The sequence below is a fragment of the Nocardioides luteus genome (assembly GCF_015752315.1).
Lineage (GTDB): Bacteria > Actinomycetota > Actinomycetes > Propionibacteriales > Nocardioidaceae > Nocardioides.
In genome coordinates, this window is the sequence record NZ_JADOVJ010000001.1 from 205076 (window position 1) to 221639 (window position 16564).

Sequence of the window (16564 nt, forward strand, 5' to 3'; positions counted from 1 at the left end):
CACGAGACGAACGAGGATCGACATGTTGGACAGCGGCATCGGATCGTGGCCCGCCCGCCGGGCCCGGATGACCCCTGGTGCGCGGGCGTTCGTGCAGGACGACGCGGTGGTGACGTACGCCGAGGTCGACCGCCTCGTCGAGGCGGTCGCCCGCGGGCTGCGTGCCCGCGGCGTCGCGGTCGGCGACCGGGTCGCCTTCCTCGGCCTCAACTCGATCGAGCTCGCGGTGACGCTCTTCGCCACCGCGCGGCTGGGAGCGGTCTTCCTGCCGCTCAACACCCGGCTGGCGCCGCCGGAGCTGGCCTGGATCCTGACCGACGCCGAGCCGGCGCTGCTGATCCACGCCGACGACTTCGACGAGGCGGTCGCGACCCTCGACCTGCCGAGCCATCGGTTCACGGCCGCCGGTGGACACGGCCTCGACGCCCTGGCCGTCGAGCCGGCGGGGGAGCGGGCCGAGCGGATCGACGTCGAGGTCGGCCTCGACGACGTCTTCATGATCCAGTACACCTCCGGCACCAGCGGCCGCCCCAAGGGCGTGATGTTGACGCACGGCAACATCGCCTGGAACGCGTTCAACCTGCTCGTCGACGTCGACATCCGCTCCGACGAGATCGCCCTGGTCACCGCCCCGCTGTTCCACACCGCCGCGCTCAACCAGGTGCTGCTCCCGACCTTCCTCAAGGGTGGGACGTCCCTGATCGCCGCCCGCTTCGACCCCGCCAAGGCGATCGCGACGATCGAGCGGGAGCGGGTCACGCTGCTCTTCGGCGTCACCTCGATGTACCAGGCCCTCGCCCAGGAGCCGACCTGGGCGAGCGCCGACCTCGACAGCCTCCGCTCGGCCCTGAGCGGGGGCGCGCCGATCCCGCGTACCCTCCTCGACACCTGGCAGAGCCGCGGCCTGCACATCATCCAGGGCTACGGCCTCACCGAGGCCTCCCCGGGGACGACCATGCTGCGGGCCGGCGACGGCCTCGAGAAGCTCGGCTCCGCCGGCACCCCCTGCTTCTTCACCGACGTACGTGTCGTCGCGCCCGACGGCGAGGACGCCACCCCCGGCCAGCCGGGTGAGGTGCACGTCAGCGGCCCCAACGTGACCCCCGGCTACTGGCACAACGGCGCGGCGACGGAGGCTGCCTTCGACGGGCCCTGGCTGCGTACGGGCGATGTCGCGGTGCTCGATGACGACGGCTTCCTCTACGTCGTCGACCGGGTCAAGGACATGTTCATCAGCGGCGGCGAGAACGTCTACCCCGCCGAGGTCGAGCAGGCCGTCTACACCCATCCCGACGTCGCCGAGGCGGCCGTCATCGGGGTTCCCGACGAGCGCTGGGGCGAGGTGGGCAGAGCCGTCGTCGTACGCCGCCCCGACTCCGCCCTCACCCAGGACGACCTGCTGAATCACCTCGACGGACGGCTCGCCCGCTACAAGATCCCCAAGGCCGTCGTCTTCGTCGACGAGATCCCGCACAACGCCTCCGGAAAGCTGCTGAAGTCCCGGGTGCGCGAGCTGTACGGCACCCCGGAAGGAGCCACCCCATGACCGGCCGCTACCAGCCCCGGATCGACACCCGAACGATCCGCGCCCTCGACATGCACGCCCACGTCGAGGCCGACCACCACGGCCACCTCTCGCTCGACCAGGAGCTGATGGACGCCAGCGCCGCCTACTTCCGCGGCGACCACCCGCGCACCCCGACCGTCGACGACCTCGCCGCCTACTACCGCGAGCGGGACATGGCCGCGGTGATCTTCACCGTCGACGCCTCGACCGGCCTCGACCACCCGCCGCTGTCGAGCGAGGAGATCGCCGAGCGCGCGACCGAGCACGCCGACGTACTGATTCCGTTCGGCTCCGTCGACCCCCGCAAGGGCGAGGTGGCCGTGAAGCAGGCCAGGAGGCTGGTCGAGGACTACGGCGTACGCGGCTTCAAGTTCCATCCCGGCCTGCAGGCCTTCTCGCCCGCCGACCCCGAGTTCCGCCCGCTCTGGGCGACACTCGACGAGCTCGGCGTGGTCGCCCTGTTCCACACCGGCCAGACCGGGATCGGCGCCGGCCTCCCCGGCGGCCGCGGGATCAAGCTGCGCTACTCCGACCCGCTGCTCCTCGACGACGTGGCCGCCGACTTCCCCGGCCTGCAGATCGTGATGGCGCACCCCGCCGTCCCCTGGGTCGACGTGCAGATCTCGATCGCCACCCACAAGGCCAACGTGCACATCGACCTGTCCGGCTGGTCGCCGAAGTACTTCCCGCCGCAGCTGGTCAAGCAGCTCAACGGCCCGCTGCGCCACAAGGTCCTCTTCGGCTCCGACTTCCCGGTGATCACGCCGGACCGCTGGTTCGCCGACCTCGAGAAGCTGGAGATCAAGGACGAGGTCCGCCCCCTGCTCGTGAAGGACAACGCGATCCGGCTTCTCGGACTGGGATCCTGACCACCGGAGCACACCATGCCGAACTCGAGGACCATCTCCGCGGACATCACCGACATCGACGAGGCGCGCGCGGTCGGCGGCGAGCTCTTCTATCCCCACGACGTCAGGGTCACCGATCGCGATGACCGGTTCGGCGTCCATCTTGCCGTACGCTCCTTCGGCGCGGTCACGGTCGGCAGGCTCTCCTACGAGTCCGCCGTGCGCGTCGAGACGGGCCCGCTCTGCGACGGCTATCAGGTCAACGTCCCGGCCACGGGCGCTCTCAGCACCGCCTACGGTCAGGACACCGTCATCGCGACGCCGACCATGGCGGTCGTGCACGGCCCGCACCGGCCGACCCGCCTGGAGGGATGGGGCGGCGGCGAGGACGTCATGACGATGAAGCTGGATCGGTTCGCCGTCGAGGACACCCTCGAGCGGCTCCTGGGTCACCCGCTGCGAAGCCCGCTCGAGATGGCGCCGGGCCTGGCGGTGGACCGCGGCCCCGGCCAGGAGCTGTGGCGGTTGGCCCGCGTCCTCGTCGACCAGGTGTACGGCGTGGACGGGCATGGGCCGGACGTGGGCGGATCCGTCTTCGATGCGTCGCCGTTTGCCGACTCGCTCGCCCAGAGCATCATCACCGGTCTGCTCTACGCCCACGAGCACAACTACGCCGAGGAGCTGCGGCATCCGACCGCCGCCGGTGGTCCGACGGCGATCCGGGCAGCGGTCGCCTACATCGAGGAGCACGCCGCCGAGCCGATCGGGGTCAGCGATGTGGCGGTCCACGCCGGGCTCTGCATGCGTGCCCTCCAGCAGGGTTTCGCCCGACATCTCGAGACCACTCCCAGCGCGTTCCTGCGACAGGTGCGGCTGGGACGGGTTCGCGACGCTCTTCTCGCGAGCGACGCCGACGCGACGACCGTGGCCACGGTCGCCTCGAGCTGGGGGTTCTTCAGCCTTGGCAGGTTCGCGGCTCAGTACCGAGAGGCGTACGGCGAAGCGCCGTCGCAGACGTTGCGCCGAAAGCTCTGAAGAGGCGGTTCGCGTAGCGAACAGGACCGTTCGCCTTCTGGATTTCCGCAGGGTCTCGACCTCCCTAGCGTCGGAGTGACAGCCGTCACGCCGACCAGGAGGACCCGATGTCCCGCACCTTGCCACCCGACCTCACCGAGCAGGGCCTCTGAGATGCCCGCGACGTACGAGGACCAGCAGCTCTTCATCGCCGGCCGCGAGGCCGCCTCGGCGGCCGGGCGCCGGATGGACGTCATCGACCCCAGCACGGGAACCGTGCTGACGACCGCTCCTCTCGGCGACGCGGCCGACATCGACGCCGCGGTCGTGGCGGCGCGACGCGCGTTCGACGAGGGTCCGTGGCCGCGGATGAGCGGCCGAGACCGAGCCCGGATCCTGCACCGGGTCGCGGACCTGATCCGGGAGCGGGCCGACGAGCTGGTCGAGATCGAGAGCCGCGACGTCGGCAAGCCGGTCACGCTGGCGCGACACGTCGACGTCGAGACCGCCGCCCAGCAGTACGAGTACTGCTCCGCGCTGGCGCAGACCCTCGACGGCTCGGTGCGAGACACCCCGATCCCCGCGCTCGCCTACACCCGGCGCGAGCCGCTGGGCGTGGTCGGCGCGATCACGCCGTTCAACTTTCCGCTCATCCTGTCGAGCACCAAGATCGCGGCCGCGCTGGCGGCCGGAAACACCGTCGTGCACAAGCCGGCCGACGACACCCCGCTCAGCGCTCTGTTCATGGCCCGGCTGCTCGTCGACGCCGGGGCGCCCGAGGGCGTGCTCAACGTCGTGACCGGAACCGGCCCGGAGGCCGGCGACGCGCTGCTGCGCCACCCGGGAGTCGACAAGATCGCGTTCACCGGCTCGACCGCCGTCGGCCGCCGGGCCGCGAGCGTTGCCGGCGAGCACCTGAAGCCGGTCACGATGGAGCTCGGCGGCAACGGCGCGCACCTGGTGTTCGCGGATGCCGACCTCGAGTCGGCCGTCGGTGCCGTGATCAAGGCGTTCGTGTTCAACACCGGCCAGTTCTGCATGGCCGGTCCGCGGCTCCTGGTCGCGGCCGAGGTCCACGACGCGGTGGTCGAGGTGCTGCGCCAGGCGGTCCCGGGCGTACCCCTGGGTGACCCGCGGGACCCGGCCACGGTGATCGGCCCGATGGCTGGCGACCAGCACCGCAAGAAGGTCGAGGAGTACGTCGCCCTGGCCCGTCAGGAAGGTGGCCGGATCTTCACCGGCGGTGGCCGCCCCGAGCTCACCGGCGACCTCGCCGGCGGGTTCTACGTCGAGCCCACCGTGATCACCGGTCTGCCCGCGGACTCACGAGTCGTCAACGAGGAGGTCTTCGGGCCGGTCCTCACGGTGCAGTCCTTCGCCGACGAGGCCGAGGCGGTCGCGCTCGCCAACTCGACGGCGTACGGCCTCGCCGCCGGCCTGCACACCCGAGATCTCGCGCGGGCGCACCGCGTCGCCGGGCGGCTCGACGCCGGCATCGTCTGGGTCAACGACTGGGCGATGCTCGACCCCGCCGTGCCGTTCGGCGGCGTCAAGCAGTCCGGGTTCGGCCGCGAGTACGGCCCGGAGGCGCTCGAGGCGTACACGAAGACCCGATCCGTCGTCATCTCCCTTCCGACCCCACCTCAGGAGGAGTCATGAGCACCACGACCCAGGCCGCGGTCGTCGAGTCCGCCGGCGCGCCCTTCACGGTCGGAGAGGTCGAGCTCGACGCGCTCCGTCCCGACGAGATCCTGGTGCGGATGGTCGCCGCCGGGCTCTGCCACACCGACCTCGGCGTGGCCAGCGGCGGGCTGCCGTTCCCGCTCCCGGGCGTTCTCGGGCACGAGGGCGCGGGTGTCGTCGAGGAGGTCGGATCCGGAGTACGCAGCCTCGTACCCGGCGACCAGGTGCTGCTCTCGTTCAGCTCCTGCGGCACCTGCGGCCGATGCCGTGACGGCCATCCGGCCTACTGCGACGTCTGGCTTCCCGCCAACCTCATCGGAGGTGCCCGCATGGACGGGACCTCGCCGGTGCGGAGGAAGGGGGAGCCCGTCGGGGGCCACTTCTTCGGGCAGTCCTCCTTCTCCCGCCTCGCGGTCGTCGACGAGCGCAGCGCCGTACGCGTCGGGCCTGAGGCCGACCTGTCCCTGCTCGCACCGCTCGGCTGCGGCGTGCAGACCGGGGTCGGTGCGGTCTGGAACGTGCTCGCTCCGCGTCCCGGTTCCTCGGTGGTCGTCCTCGGCGTGGGGGCGGTCGGCCTGTCGGCGGTCATGGCCGCGCGGCTGACGCCGGCCACCCGGATCATCGCGGTGGACCGGGTGGCCGAGCGCCTCGAGCTGGCGCATGAGCTGGGTGCGACCGACGTCGTCGACGCCGGCCAGGTCGGCGACCTGGCCGGGGCGCTCACCGAGCTGACCGGCGGCGCCGACGGTGTCGTGGAGACCACCGGCAACCCGGGCGTGCTCCGCCACGGCATCGACGCCCTGGCCCCCCGCGGCACCGCCGTCATCGTCGGGGCCCCTCCGTTCGGCACCGAGGTCGGGATCGACGTCAACGCGATGCTGGCCGGCAAACGGGTCGTCGGGCTGACCCTCGGTGACGCCGAGACCCGCACCCTCATCCCGGCACTCGCGCGCCTGGTCGTCGACGGGCGGCTGCCGCTGGAGCGGCTGGTCCGGCACTACCCCTTCGAGGAGATCCAGACCGCCGTCGCCGACATGGTCTCGGGCGCCACGGTGAAGCCGGTCCTCACCTTCTAGCCCGGTCGAGGTCCGCTCGCGGGTCTCCTTGACAGGCGTGACGTACATCACTCAGAATCGACAGGAATCCTGATAAACAGGAATCCTGAATGGAGCCCCCACAATGACCCTCACCTCCGGTGGTAGCACGACCGGTCCACGTACGCAGATGGGCCGGATCGTCGCCAGCAGCTTCACGGGCAGCTTGATCGAGTACTACGACTTCCTGCTCTACTCCACCGCCTCGGCAGTGGTCTTCAACGAGGTCTTCTTCTCGAACCTCGACCCGGTCACCGGCACGATCGCGTCCTTCGGCACGTTCGCCGCCGGCTATCTGGCGCGCCCGCTCGGAGGCGTGGTCTTCGGTCACTTCGGCGACCGGCTCGGTCGCAAGAAGATGCTGGTCCTGACCATGCTGATCATGGGTGTGGTCAGCTTCCTGATCGGCTGCCTGCCGACGTACGGGCAGATCGGGGCGGCCGCGCCGGTTCTCCTGGTCCTGCTCCGGGTCGTCCAGGGCGTCGCTATCGGCGGCGAGTGGGGCGGCGCGGTGCTGATCACCGCCGAGCACGCCACCTCCCGGCGCGGGCTGTGGGCCTCGTTCACGAATGCCGGTGCCCCGGCCGGCATGGTCCTCTCGACCGCGGTGATGGCGGTGATGGCCTCGGTCACCACGCCCGAGCAGTTCACCGCGTGGGGCTGGCGGGTGCCGTTCCTGCTCAGCATCGTCCTGCTCGCGGTCGGTCTCTGGATCCGGCTGAGTGTCACCGAGTCCCCGGCCTTCGAGGCGATGAAGGACCGCAGGGCCGAGGCGAGGACGCCGCTGCTGGAGGTCCTCCGCGACCACCCGCGTACGCTCCTGCTGGCCGTCGGTGTCGGCCTCGGTGCCTTCGTGGTGCAGGGCACCCTGACCACGTTCCTGATCTCGTACGCCCTCGGGGCCGGCTTCGAGCGACCGACCGTGCTCAACGCGCTGACGGTCTCCTCGGCCGGTGCGGTCGTCGGCATCCTCGGCTGGTCCGCGCTCACCGACCGCGTCGGCCGCCGCCCCGTGGTCCTCACCGCTGCCATCGCGACCGCGGTCTTCGCGTACCTGCTCTTCCCGATGCTCGACAGCGGCTCGGTCGCGCTGCTGGTGCTGGCGGTCGTCCTCGGGCAGTCGGTCATCCACGCCGCCTTCTACGGCCCGCTCGCCGCGCTGATGAGCGAGGTCTTCAAGACTTCGTCGCGCTACACCGGCGCCTCGCTGGGCTATCAGCTCGCCGGCATGGGCGCGGGGCTCTCCCCGCTCCTGTTCGCATCGCTGCAGAAGGCCGGTGCGAGCACGGTCATGCTCTCCACGGTCATCGCAGCCTTCTGCCTGCTGAGCGTGTTCTCCCTGATCAGGTTGGGGGAGACCAGCTCGCGAGAACTCGTCGACGCCTGAGGTCCCCATGCAGCAGAGCCCGCCGTGCGAGTCGCGGCGGGCTCTGCTGTCTCATCTGTCCCGGGCCGGCCGGCGAGCCGCCAGGTATTCGGCGGGCATGCCCGGCCCTGGCCGCACCACGACCTGCTCGGGCGGGACGTCCCCGTGCCGCTCGCACGTCGTCTCGACGTGGACCGGCTCGCCGCAGTCGGCGTGCAGGTAGTCGATGGGTCGTCCGTCGGGCGCGAACCAGGTGTCGCCCCACTCGGTCAGCGCGATCAGCGCCGGCCGCAGGCCCTGGGCCATCGCGGTGGGCCGGTAGTCGCCGGCGTCGTCGCGCGTCATCAGGCCGGCCTCGACGAGCGTGGCCAGGCGCGTCTTCAGGATGTTGGTGGCGATGCCGAGGTTGTGCTGGAAGTCGCCGTAGCGCGTCACGCCGGCGAATATCGCGTCCCGCAGGATCAGCAGGGTCCAACGCTCGCCGACCACTTCGAGGGATCGGGCGATGGAGCAGATCTGGCCGTCGTACGTCTTTCCGAGCACGGGACGACTCTAACAAACCACTTGCATGATGAAAGTGTGGGCGCCTACGGTGGTGCTTGCATGATGCAAGTCACGTTCCGAGGAGACAGCCATGAGCGACCTGACCGCAACCTTCACCGTCGATGCCACCCGTCAGCAGGCGTACGAGGCCATCAACGACGTACGTTCCTGGTGGGGGCACCACATTGCCGGGCCCACCGACCAGGTCGGGGCCGAGTGGTTCTACCTGGTGCCGGACATCCACTACTCCAAGCAGCTCGTCAAGGAGCTGGTCCCGGGTGAGCGCGTCGTGTGGGAGTTCACCGACGGCTATCTCGACTTCATCGCGGACAAGAAGGAGTGGATCGGCACCACCGGCCGCTTCGACATCGCCGTCGATGGCGATCTGACCCGCGTGACCTTCACTCACGAGGGACTCGGGCGTGGGGACGAGTGCTTCGACGTCTGCTACGACGCCTGGACCCACTACATCACCGTCAGCCTCAAGGGCCGGATCGAGTCCGGTCAGGGCACCATCCGCACGCAGGACGAGGACAAGGCCGCCGTGGGGCGATAGCGCCGACCTGACCGAGGGTGCACCGTCGCCCTGGTATTACTGAACCATGCTGAAGACCTGGCTCGGCCGCGGTCGTCTGGCGTTGTACGTCGCCGCGACCGTGCTCGGGATCGTGGAGGCGGCGGTCCTGACCACCGACCCCTACGAGGTCGCGGGCGGGGTCGCGCTGCTGGTCGGGTTCACACATGCCGCCTCGATCCCGCTGGCGCTCCGGCGTCCGGTGGAGGCTGCCGGCCTCTCCCTGGTCGCGGTGACCGTGGCCGCGCTGGCGATCGTGAGGCAGGGCGAGAGCGGATGGCCGTGGATGATCCCGCCGCCGACACTGACGCAACTGGTCGTGCTGGTGGTGCTGACCCTGGTCGCCGGGTGGCGGCTGGCGGCGATCACCCTGGGTATCCAGGTCGCTGCCGGAGTGGTGCTGGCCGTGGTCGGGATGGCCTGGAACGACCTCGTCCCCTCACTCATCGAGGTGGCCAACTTCGCCTCGCTCGCGCTGCTGATGGGAGCTCTCGCCACGGTCGCCAGGCGGCTCTCGGAGTCACGCAGCGCGCTGCGCGAGGAGCACGAGCGCCGCTCGGTGGTGGAGGAGAAGGCACGCATCGCCCGCGAGCTGCACGACGTGATCGCCCACAACATGTCGCTGATCACCGTGCAGGCCAGATCGGCGCCGCACCGGGTCGACGACGTCAGCCCGGCGGCGGAGGCCGAGTTCGCCGAGATCGCCGACCTGGCGGCCTCGGCGCTGCGGCAGATGCGCGGGGTGCTCGACGTGCTGCGTACCGAGGAGGGGCAGTCGGGCCGGGTCCCGGTGCCGGACATCGGCGGGCTGGCCGATCTCTTCGAGTCGGCCCGCGGAACCGGGCAACGGGTCGAGGTGCGCGGTGAGCTCCCGGAGGTCACCGACGTCGCGCCCGAGGTCGGCACCGCGGCCTACCGGATCGTGCAGGAGGCGCTCACCAACGCCCGCCGCCATGCCCCCAGCGAGGTGGTCGGCGTCGACCTGACGCTGGGGGAGGAGGATCTCGAGATCCGGGTCGCCAACGCGCTGGACGGGGCCGGTCCCGCCGAGGCCACCGGAGGTGGTCACGGGCTGATCGGGATGCGCGAGCGCGCCGCCGCCGTCGGTGGCAGCCTCACCGCCGGAGCGGTCGAGGGGGAGTTCATCGTCCAGGCCCGGCTCCCGGCCCGAACCGCGGTGCGTACGCCCACGCTGAGCCAGGACAAGAAGAACGGTAGAAAGACCCCGTGACGGTGAAGATCGTGGTCGTCGACGACCAGGCGATGGTGCGCTCCGGCTTCGTGGCGCTGCTCAGCACCCAGCCGGACATCGAGGTCGTCGGCACCGCAGCGGATGGCTCTGAGGCGTTGCAGGTGGTGCGGCGTACGCATCCCGACGTGGTGCTCATGGACGTCCGGATGCCGGTGATGGACGGCATCGAGGCGCTCCGGCAGCTCTCCGAGAACCCGGCCACGGCCCAGACCAAGGTGGTCATGCTGACCACGTTCGACGCCGACGAGTACGTCCACGAGTCGCTGCGTCTCGGCGCCAGCGGGTTCCTCCTCAAGGACGCCTCGCCCGACGAGCTCGCCTCCGCGATCCGGGTCGTCCACGCCGGCGAGGCGCTGCTCTCACCCTCGGTGACCCGGCAGGTGATCGCGCAGTTCGCCCGCGCCCCGCGCAAGCGCAAGCAGGACCCGCGCCTCAAGCAGCTCACCGAGCGCGAGCGCGAGGTGCTGGAGAACATCGCCCGCGGCAGCTCCAACAGCGAGATCGCCGCCGAGCTCTTCCTCGCCGAGCAGACCGTGAAGACCCACGTCAGCCGCATCCTCGGCAAGCTCGGCCTGCGCGACCGCGCCCAGGCCGTCGTCTTCGCCTACGAGAGCGGCCTGGTCGCGCCGCACGTCTAGGGGACATCCCGCACTACCCCGGTAGGGGGTCGAATGGCTCTCGGGAGTGACGCGCCGGCCGACACCTGATTCCTACCGTCACGGCCATGACAGTTGTGACGCCGCTCAGGTACGGCCTCAACGAGGCCGACGGAACCATCGGACCCCGCCTGCTCGCCTGTGACCCGCCGGGAGGGGCGCGGGTCGTGGAGGTCTTCGGGGACGCCGCCATCGCCGACCACATCGCCGTCGTCGTGCCCGGCAACGGCCACCACCTCGGCAACTACTTCACCAGCACCGAGGCCCACAGTCCGCGCTCCCGGGGGCAGCTGCTGCTGCGTACGATGCACCAGATCGCGCCCGAGAGCCGGTCGGCCGTGGTGGTCTGGCTGGGCTACCACTCGCCGCCGGAGTGGTACAACGCGATCACCAACGGGCCCGCTTATGCCGGCGCCAGCGACCTCGCCGCCCTCACGCACTACCTGCCGCGCGCCGCGCACCTCACCCTGATCGGGCACAGCTACGGCTCGACCGTCGCCGGCCTGGCGCTGGCCAGTGCCCGCGCCGAGGACTGCGTGGCGCTGGGCAGCCCCGGGATGGGTGTCGTGCATCGCTCCGAGCTCGGGTCACGCACCCGGCTGTGGGCGGCGTACGGCGAGACCGACCGGATCCGGCTGGTCCCGCAGGTACGCCTCGGCCGCCTCGGTCTGGGGCGTGGCCCGCTGCACCCCGAGCTGGGTGCGACCCGGTTCGGGACCGGTGACATCCCCGGCCACTGCGGCTACTACGCCGAGGGCAGCGAGTCGCTGCTCAACATCGCCCGGATCGCTCTGGGTCGCTACGAGGAGGTGACGACTGCGTTGGCCTCGACACGCCGCCGTTCGTCCCTCACGACGTCGGCTCGACCGACAGAACTGGAGGCAGCAGCATGATCACCGACGAACCCGCCATCTGGACCCAGGGGCTCCGCAAGAGCTACCCCGGCCGTGGCGCCGCCCTGGACGGCATCGACCTCGCCGTCCCGGCAGGCACGGTCCACGGCCTGCTCGGCCCGAACGGGGCCGGCAAGACCACGACCGTACGCATCCTGGCCACCCTGGCCAGCTTCGACTCGGGTCAGGCCTGGGTCGCCGGCCGCAACGTCGCCCGCGACCGGGCCGGCGTGCGCGCACGGATCGGCATCGCCGGCCAGTACGCAGCCGTCGACGGCGTCCTGAGCGGCCGCCAGAACCTGGAGATGTTCGCCCGCCTGCACCGGATGCGGGCCCGCGAAGCGCGTGCCCGAGCCGACGAGCTGCTCGAGCGCTTCGACCTCGTCGAGGCCGCCGGCCGACCGGTGCGCGGCTACTCCGGCGGCATGCGGAGGCGGCTCGATCTCGCCGTCAGTCTGATCCGCAGCCCGCGCGTGCTCTTCCTCGACGAGCCCACCACCGGGCTCGACCCGCGCAGCCGGATCGAGGTCTGGGACGCGGTTCGCGAGCTGGCCGACTCCGGCACGACCGTGCTGCTCACCACCCAGTACCTGGAGGAGGCCGACCGGTTGTGTTCACGCATCACGATGGTCGACCGCGGCCGGGTCGTGGCCGAGGGGACGCCCGCCGAGCTCAAGTCCAGCGTCGGCGGCCGCGACCTCGACGAGGCGTTCCTGCTGATCACCGAGGGGGCCTGATGACCACCCTGACCGAACCCACCGTCCACGGATCACGCATCACGTGGGCGACGGTCGACACCTGGGTGGTGGCCAAGCGCCACCTCCTCCACCTCGTACGCCGCCCCGACGAGCTCCTCGGCACCCTGATGATCCCGGTGATGGCCGTGGCCATGTTCGGCTTCGTCTTCGGCGAGGCCTTCGGGGTCGCGATGGACGTGCCGGGGGCCGAGTACCGCGAGTTCCTGCTCCCCGGTCTCTTCGCGCTCACCATGGCGTTCGGCATCGGCAACACCACGATCTCCGTCGCCGAGGACGTACGCGGCGGGGTGCTGGACCGGATGCGATCCCTCCCCATGTCGCCGGTCGCGGTGCTGGCCGGGCGCGCCCTGGCGGACGTGATCCTGGCCGTGGTGGAGCTCAGCATCCTGCTGGCGCTCGGGACGCTGTTCGGCTGGCAGGCCCATCTCGGGCTCGGCGGGGTGATCGCCGCGCTCGGACTCCTGATCCTGCTCAGGATGGCCTTCTCCTGGGTCGGCATCCTGCTCGGCCTGCTGGTCAGCGGCCCGGAGGCAGCGATGAAGTACTTCGCGCTCGTCTTCCCGCTCGCCATGGTCGCCGACACCATCGTGCCGACCGACCTGATGCCGGGCTGGCTCGCCCTCCCGGCAGAGTGGAACCCGCTGTCCTCGACCGTCATCGCCACCCGCGAGCTCTTCGGCAACACGGCCGGCCCGGCCACCACGTGGGTCGGCGAGCACGCCCTCACCATGGCCGTCCTCTGGCCGGTCGCCATCATCGCGATCTGCCTGCCGCTGGCGATGGCTCGGCTGCGCCGGCTGGGACGGTGACGACGATGACCACGCTCCCGAGCCAGGCGCACCGCCAGGTCAACGCCTACACCGAGCTGATGGGCCGGGTCAGGAAAGAAGGTCTCCTGGAGCGGTCCCCGAGGACGTACGCCCGGCGGGTTGCCCTCCTCGGCTCCGGCTTCGCGCTCGCTCTGATCGCCCTGCTCGCCCTCGGACAGACCTGGTGGCAGCTGCTGGTCGCGGTGGCTTTCGGGGTCCTGTTCACCCAGACCGCGTTCCTCGCCCACGACGGCGCGCACCGCCAGATCTTCGCCTCGGGCCCGAAGAACGAGTGGGCCTCCCGCATCCTCGGCAACCTGGTCGTCGGGCTGAGCTACGGCTGGTGGATGCGCAAGCACACGCGCCACCACGCCAACCCGAACAAGGTCGACGCCGACGAGGACATCCGCCCCTCGGTCCTGCTGTTCACCCCCGAGGACGTGGAACGACGTACGGGTCTCAAGCGGTGGCTCACCGCCCGCCAGGGATGGCTCTTCTTCCCGCTGCTGACGCTCGAAGGCGTCAACCTCCACCTCGGCGCCGTCCTCACCGTCATCAAGGATCGAGACCTCAAGCATCGGCGTACGGAGGCAGCGTTCCTGGCAGCGCGGCTGATCGGGTGGCCGGTGCTGGTCTGCTCGGTCCTGGGCCTCGGCCTCGGCGCGGCGTTCCTGGGCGTGCAGCTCGCCGTCTTCGGCGTCTACATGGGGGCCAGCTTCGCCCCCAACCACAAGGGCATGCCGCTGGTCCCGCGCGACACCAGGATCGACTTCCTCTCCCGCCAGGTCCTGACCTCCCGCAACATCCGCGGCGGACGCTGGGTCGACCTGCTCATGGGCGGCCTCAACCTGCAGATCGAGCACCACCTCTTCCCGAGCATGCCGAGCAGCAGCCTTCGCCGCGCCCAGCCCCTGGTCCGCGCCTACTGCGCCGAGCAGGGCGTCCCCTACACCGAGGCCGGTCTCCTGGAGTCGTACGCCATCGTCGTCCGCCACCTCAACCGCGTGGGTCTCGGCGACCGCGATCCGTTCGCCTGCCCGTTCGTCGCGGCCAACAGGACGGGCTGAGCGGGCAGGCCCTACGGAGTCGGATCGACCGGCACCGCTGCCCGGACCCGTCCGTGATCGGAGTAGTCCGCATCGACCTCCACGGTCCCGGCGCCACCGAGCTCCCTCTCCCACTCCCGCGTGAGGGATTCGGTCTCGCCCTCCTCGCGAGCCCGCCGGTCGAAGGTGACCCCGATGACGTACCCGTCGTCGGACCAGACCAGCACCCCGTCGACCTCGGCCTCGAAGCGTTCGCCGCCGGGCAGGATCAGGTCGATGTGCTCGCTGTCGTAGTCGCGCATCCCGGGGAAGTCCTCGTTGTCCTCGGGCAGGCTGGAGAGCTGGACCGGTTCGCGCAGGTCGAGCTCGATGGTGTCGGGGTCGCGGACGAGCTGACCCCAGACCACGAGCACAGCGACGAACAGCACCGGGATCGCGAGCACGCCGACGCCGGTCCACGCCAGCGGCCTCGGATTCTTGCCGGACGTCCGCACCACGGCGGCCGCGACGAGCAGGACGAGTGCGACCGCCACGAAGATCAGGAGCACGGCCGCGACGACGATGATCAGAACCGCACCACCCGCACCCATGTGCTCAGTATCCCGGCCGCGGCAGTGCCCCGCACCGGCATATGCGCCTACCCGACGGTGGCGACGATGCAGATTGCCAGGGTGGAGAAGTAGACGACGCCGGCGAACATCGCGTGGAAGCTGACCCGGACCGGCAACCGACCCTTGAACATCGAGCGGATGGCGAGCTTGTAGGCGTTGACCGTGGAGAGGTGGCTGCCGCCCATCGCTCGCGTACGCCGCAGCAGGATGTTGTCGCCGAAGCCGTTGCCGATGGTGATGAGGAGGAGGGCGGCCCACGCCCACAGGACCTGGTCGGCCAGGACGTACGTGATCCAGGAGGCCACACCGAGGACGGAGAGCACTACGTGGGTGACGACGACCCGAGGGTGCGCGCGGCCGTGCCCGAGCCAGCCGGTCAGCAGCAGGACTCCGACCGCGGCCTGGACGAGCCACGCCACGAGGACGACGTACGACATGAAGCGACCGTACGGGCCCTCGTGGCGTGCCGGACGGGCCGAGCCGACGATCCCCGATAGAGGGGAGGGGGCCGGTCAGAACGGGGTCAGCGTCACCGTCATCTCGGAGGCGTTGTCCTCGACGTACGAGGCGAAGCCGCCGACGTCGTCGAAGGCGAACCCGTAGGCCTTCCCGTCGACCGTGTGGTCGTGCATCGCCTTGCTGTACGCATGGACGGGCGCGCCCTGGTAGAACCCGCCTGCGTCGCCGGTGGGCTGGTCGGCGGAGGCGAGCAGCGTGGTCCGGTTGAAGCCGGCTCCGAGCACTGCCGCGACCGGACCGGTGATGCCGTCGTTGGGGGCGGCCAGGGCGCCGTCGCAGAAGAGCACGTCCCGGGTCGACGGCCGGCTGAACGCCTTGACCCCGCCGTCGAAGACGAACTGGTCGCCGCTGACCCGGCCGGTGAAGGTGGTGTTGTTCGCCCTCACCACGAGCGGCTCGCCGACGTACTTCGACCACACCTGGTCGATGTAGGAGTCGAAGAACGTCGTGGAGAACCTCCCGGCGTTCAGTCCGTGTCCCGGCGCGAGGATCCGGCGGTCGTCCACGACGAGCGAGCCGAAGTCGGGGGAGGCCGAGACGGCGGAGAAGATCTTCGCGCGGCCGCCCTCGACGAGGGTTCCGGTGGTCGGCGACTGCTCGCCGGTCAGCGCGATCGAGAGCGGCACGCTGAACATGTCGACCATGGTGGTGTTGCAGTAGATCCGGCCGCTCTTGTAGGTGAACTCGACGCAGTCGTGCAGCACGCCGTAGCTGGGGTCGGACTCGACCCAGGCCGCCGGGTAGGCGAGCGCGTTGCCCTCGTTGACCTTGAACTTCAGCTTGTCGCCGAGCGAGAAGTAGATCCGCCCGGACATGTCGGCGGGGATCTGGGAGAGCGTGTCGCCGCTGCTCGAGAACGGGATCGCGTAGTCGGCGTAGCCGTCGGCGCCGTTGTCGGCGAGGGAGACGGGCACCAGCGTGCCCTCGGGCGTGACCCGGGACTGCTCGCCGGTCGCCAGGTTGGTGCCGACGACGTAGAAGTGGATGGAGGCGTTGTCGTAGGCACCGGTCCGGTTGACGAAGCGGAGCCGGATCGTGGCCTGGGCGCCGATGCCCTGCGGACGCATCGCATGGGCGGCCTGCCCGTTGGGTCCGCCGAGGAGCGGCACGGCGAAGGCGGCAGAGGTGGCGGCTAGTACAGATCGTCTGGTCAGCATGGGACCTCCCGAGTGGGGAACTGTAGGAACCCGAATTACAGTAAGGGGCCTTTACAGTAAAAGTCCATACTCTCGTCGGGCGGGCCTCGTGACAGCGTCGGTTCGATCACAAATACCGATCGAGTGACCAAAACGGCGGTTCGGGGGCAGCGGATGTTTCGTCAACCTCGCTAG

General features: G+C 70.5%; 17 protein-coding genes. 13 read left to right on the top strand and 4 right to left on the bottom strand.

All coding sequences use genetic code 11. The features are described from left to right. Positions 1 to 22: 22 nt before the first annotated feature. The 6 genes from HD557_RS00970 to HD557_RS00995 all read left to right on the top strand — a co-directional run bounded on the left by HD557_RS00970 (position 23) and on the right by HD557_RS00995 (position 7593). The gene (locus HD557_RS00970) at positions 23 to 1546 is read left to right on the top strand and encodes an acyl-CoA synthetase (RefSeq protein ID WP_196872501.1); all 1524 of its coding nucleotides are present in this window, start codon (positions 23 to 25) and stop codon (positions 1544 to 1546) included. Further along, positions 1543 to 2436, top strand: coding sequence for a 4-hydroxyphenyl-beta-ketoacyl-CoA hydrolase (gene couO / locus HD557_RS00975; protein WP_196872502.1), 894 nt, complete (start codon positions 1543 to 1545; stop codon positions 2434 to 2436). The genes HD557_RS00970 and couO overlap by 4 nt, the downstream gene beginning before the upstream one ends. Positions 2437 to 2451: 15 nt before the next feature. Beyond that, positions 2452 to 3450, top strand: coding sequence for an AraC family transcriptional regulator (locus tag HD557_RS00980; RefSeq protein ID WP_196872503.1), 999 nt, complete (start codon positions 2452 to 2454; stop codon positions 3448 to 3450). Between the two features lie 153 nt (positions 3451 to 3603). Beyond that, positions 3604 to 5088 carry an aldehyde dehydrogenase family protein gene (locus HD557_RS00985; protein ID WP_196872504.1) on the top strand — a complete coding sequence of 495 codons (1485 nt, stop codon included), beginning with the start codon at positions 3604 to 3606 and terminating at the stop codon, positions 5086 to 5088. Further along, complete coding sequence (locus tag HD557_RS00990) at positions 5085 to 6188, top strand: NAD(P)-dependent alcohol dehydrogenase (protein ID WP_196872505.1); 1104 nt, start codon at positions 5085 to 5087, stop codon at positions 6186 to 6188. The genes HD557_RS00985 and HD557_RS00990 overlap by 4 nt, the downstream gene beginning before the upstream one ends. Positions 6189 to 6291: 103 nt before the next feature. Next, positions 6292 to 7593, top strand: a complete 1302-nt coding sequence (locus HD557_RS00995) for an MFS transporter (protein ID WP_196872506.1) — start codon at positions 6292 to 6294, stop codon at positions 7591 to 7593. A gap of 51 nt (positions 7594 to 7644) precedes the next feature. Here HD557_RS00995 and HD557_RS01000 read toward each other — a convergent pair whose 3' ends face one another. After that, a complete protein-coding gene (locus HD557_RS01000; protein ID WP_196872507.1) occupies positions 7645 to 8115 on the bottom strand; it encodes a winged helix-turn-helix transcriptional regulator in 471 nt (156 codons plus the stop codon). Between the two features lie 91 nt (positions 8116 to 8206). On the opposite strand from HD557_RS01000, the gene HD557_RS01005 reads away from it, so the two are divergent. The 7 genes from HD557_RS01005 to HD557_RS01035 all read left to right on the top strand — a co-directional run bounded on the left by HD557_RS01005 (position 8207) and on the right by HD557_RS01035 (position 14124). Further along, a complete protein-coding gene (locus tag HD557_RS01005; RefSeq protein WP_196872508.1) occupies positions 8207 to 8671 on the top strand; it encodes an SRPBCC family protein in 465 nt (154 codons plus the stop codon). A gap of 46 nt (positions 8672 to 8717) precedes the next feature. Next, entirely contained in the window at positions 8718 to 9920 is a 1203-nt protein-coding gene (locus HD557_RS28865; RefSeq protein WP_196872509.1) for a sensor histidine kinase, read from the top strand. After that, positions 9917 to 10579 (top strand): response regulator, encoded by a 663-nt coding sequence (locus tag HD557_RS01015; protein WP_008354702.1) that lies wholly within the window; start codon positions 9917 to 9919, stop codon positions 10577 to 10579. The genes HD557_RS28865 and HD557_RS01015 overlap by 4 nt, the downstream gene beginning before the upstream one ends. Before the next feature lie 86 nt (positions 10580 to 10665). After that, positions 10666 to 11490, top strand: coding sequence for an alpha/beta hydrolase (locus tag HD557_RS01020; protein WP_196872510.1), 825 nt, complete (start codon positions 10666 to 10668; stop codon positions 11488 to 11490). Beyond that, positions 11487 to 12227 carry an ABC transporter ATP-binding protein gene (locus HD557_RS01025; protein ID WP_196872511.1) on the top strand — a complete coding sequence of 247 codons (741 nt, stop codon included), beginning with the start codon at positions 11487 to 11489 and terminating at the stop codon, positions 12225 to 12227. Before HD557_RS01020 ends, HD557_RS01025 begins: the two co-directional genes overlap by 4 nt. Further along, positions 12227 to 13057 carry an ABC transporter permease gene (locus HD557_RS01030; protein WP_196872512.1) on the top strand — a complete coding sequence of 277 codons (831 nt, stop codon included), beginning with the start codon at positions 12227 to 12229 and terminating at the stop codon, positions 13055 to 13057. The genes HD557_RS01025 and HD557_RS01030 overlap by 1 nt, the downstream gene beginning before the upstream one ends. Before the next feature lie 5 nt (positions 13058 to 13062). Beyond that, on the top strand, positions 13063 to 14124 hold the full coding sequence (locus HD557_RS01035) for a fatty acid desaturase family protein (RefSeq protein WP_231380129.1): 1062 nt from the start codon (positions 13063 to 13065) through the stop codon (positions 14122 to 14124). Positions 14125 to 14135: 11 nt separating this feature from the next. Here HD557_RS01035 and HD557_RS01040 read toward each other — a convergent pair whose 3' ends face one another. From HD557_RS01040 to HD557_RS01050, 3 genes are all read right to left on the bottom strand, one after another. Continuing rightward, positions 14136 to 14693 carry a hypothetical protein gene (locus HD557_RS01040; protein ID WP_196872514.1) on the bottom strand — a complete coding sequence of 186 codons (558 nt, stop codon included), beginning with the start codon at positions 14691 to 14693 and terminating at the stop codon, positions 14136 to 14138. Positions 14694 to 14740: 47 nt separating this feature from the next. Further along, positions 14741 to 15151, bottom strand: a complete 411-nt coding sequence (locus HD557_RS01045; protein ID WP_196872515.1) for a hypothetical protein — start codon at positions 15149 to 15151, stop codon at positions 14741 to 14743. A 75-nt stretch (positions 15152 to 15226) separates the two neighbouring features. Further along, on the bottom strand, positions 15227 to 16390 hold the full coding sequence (locus tag HD557_RS01050; RefSeq protein WP_196872516.1) for a beta-1,3-glucanase family protein: 1164 nt from the start codon (positions 16388 to 16390) through the stop codon (positions 15227 to 15229). Between the last annotated feature and the right edge of the window lie 174 nt (positions 16391 to 16564).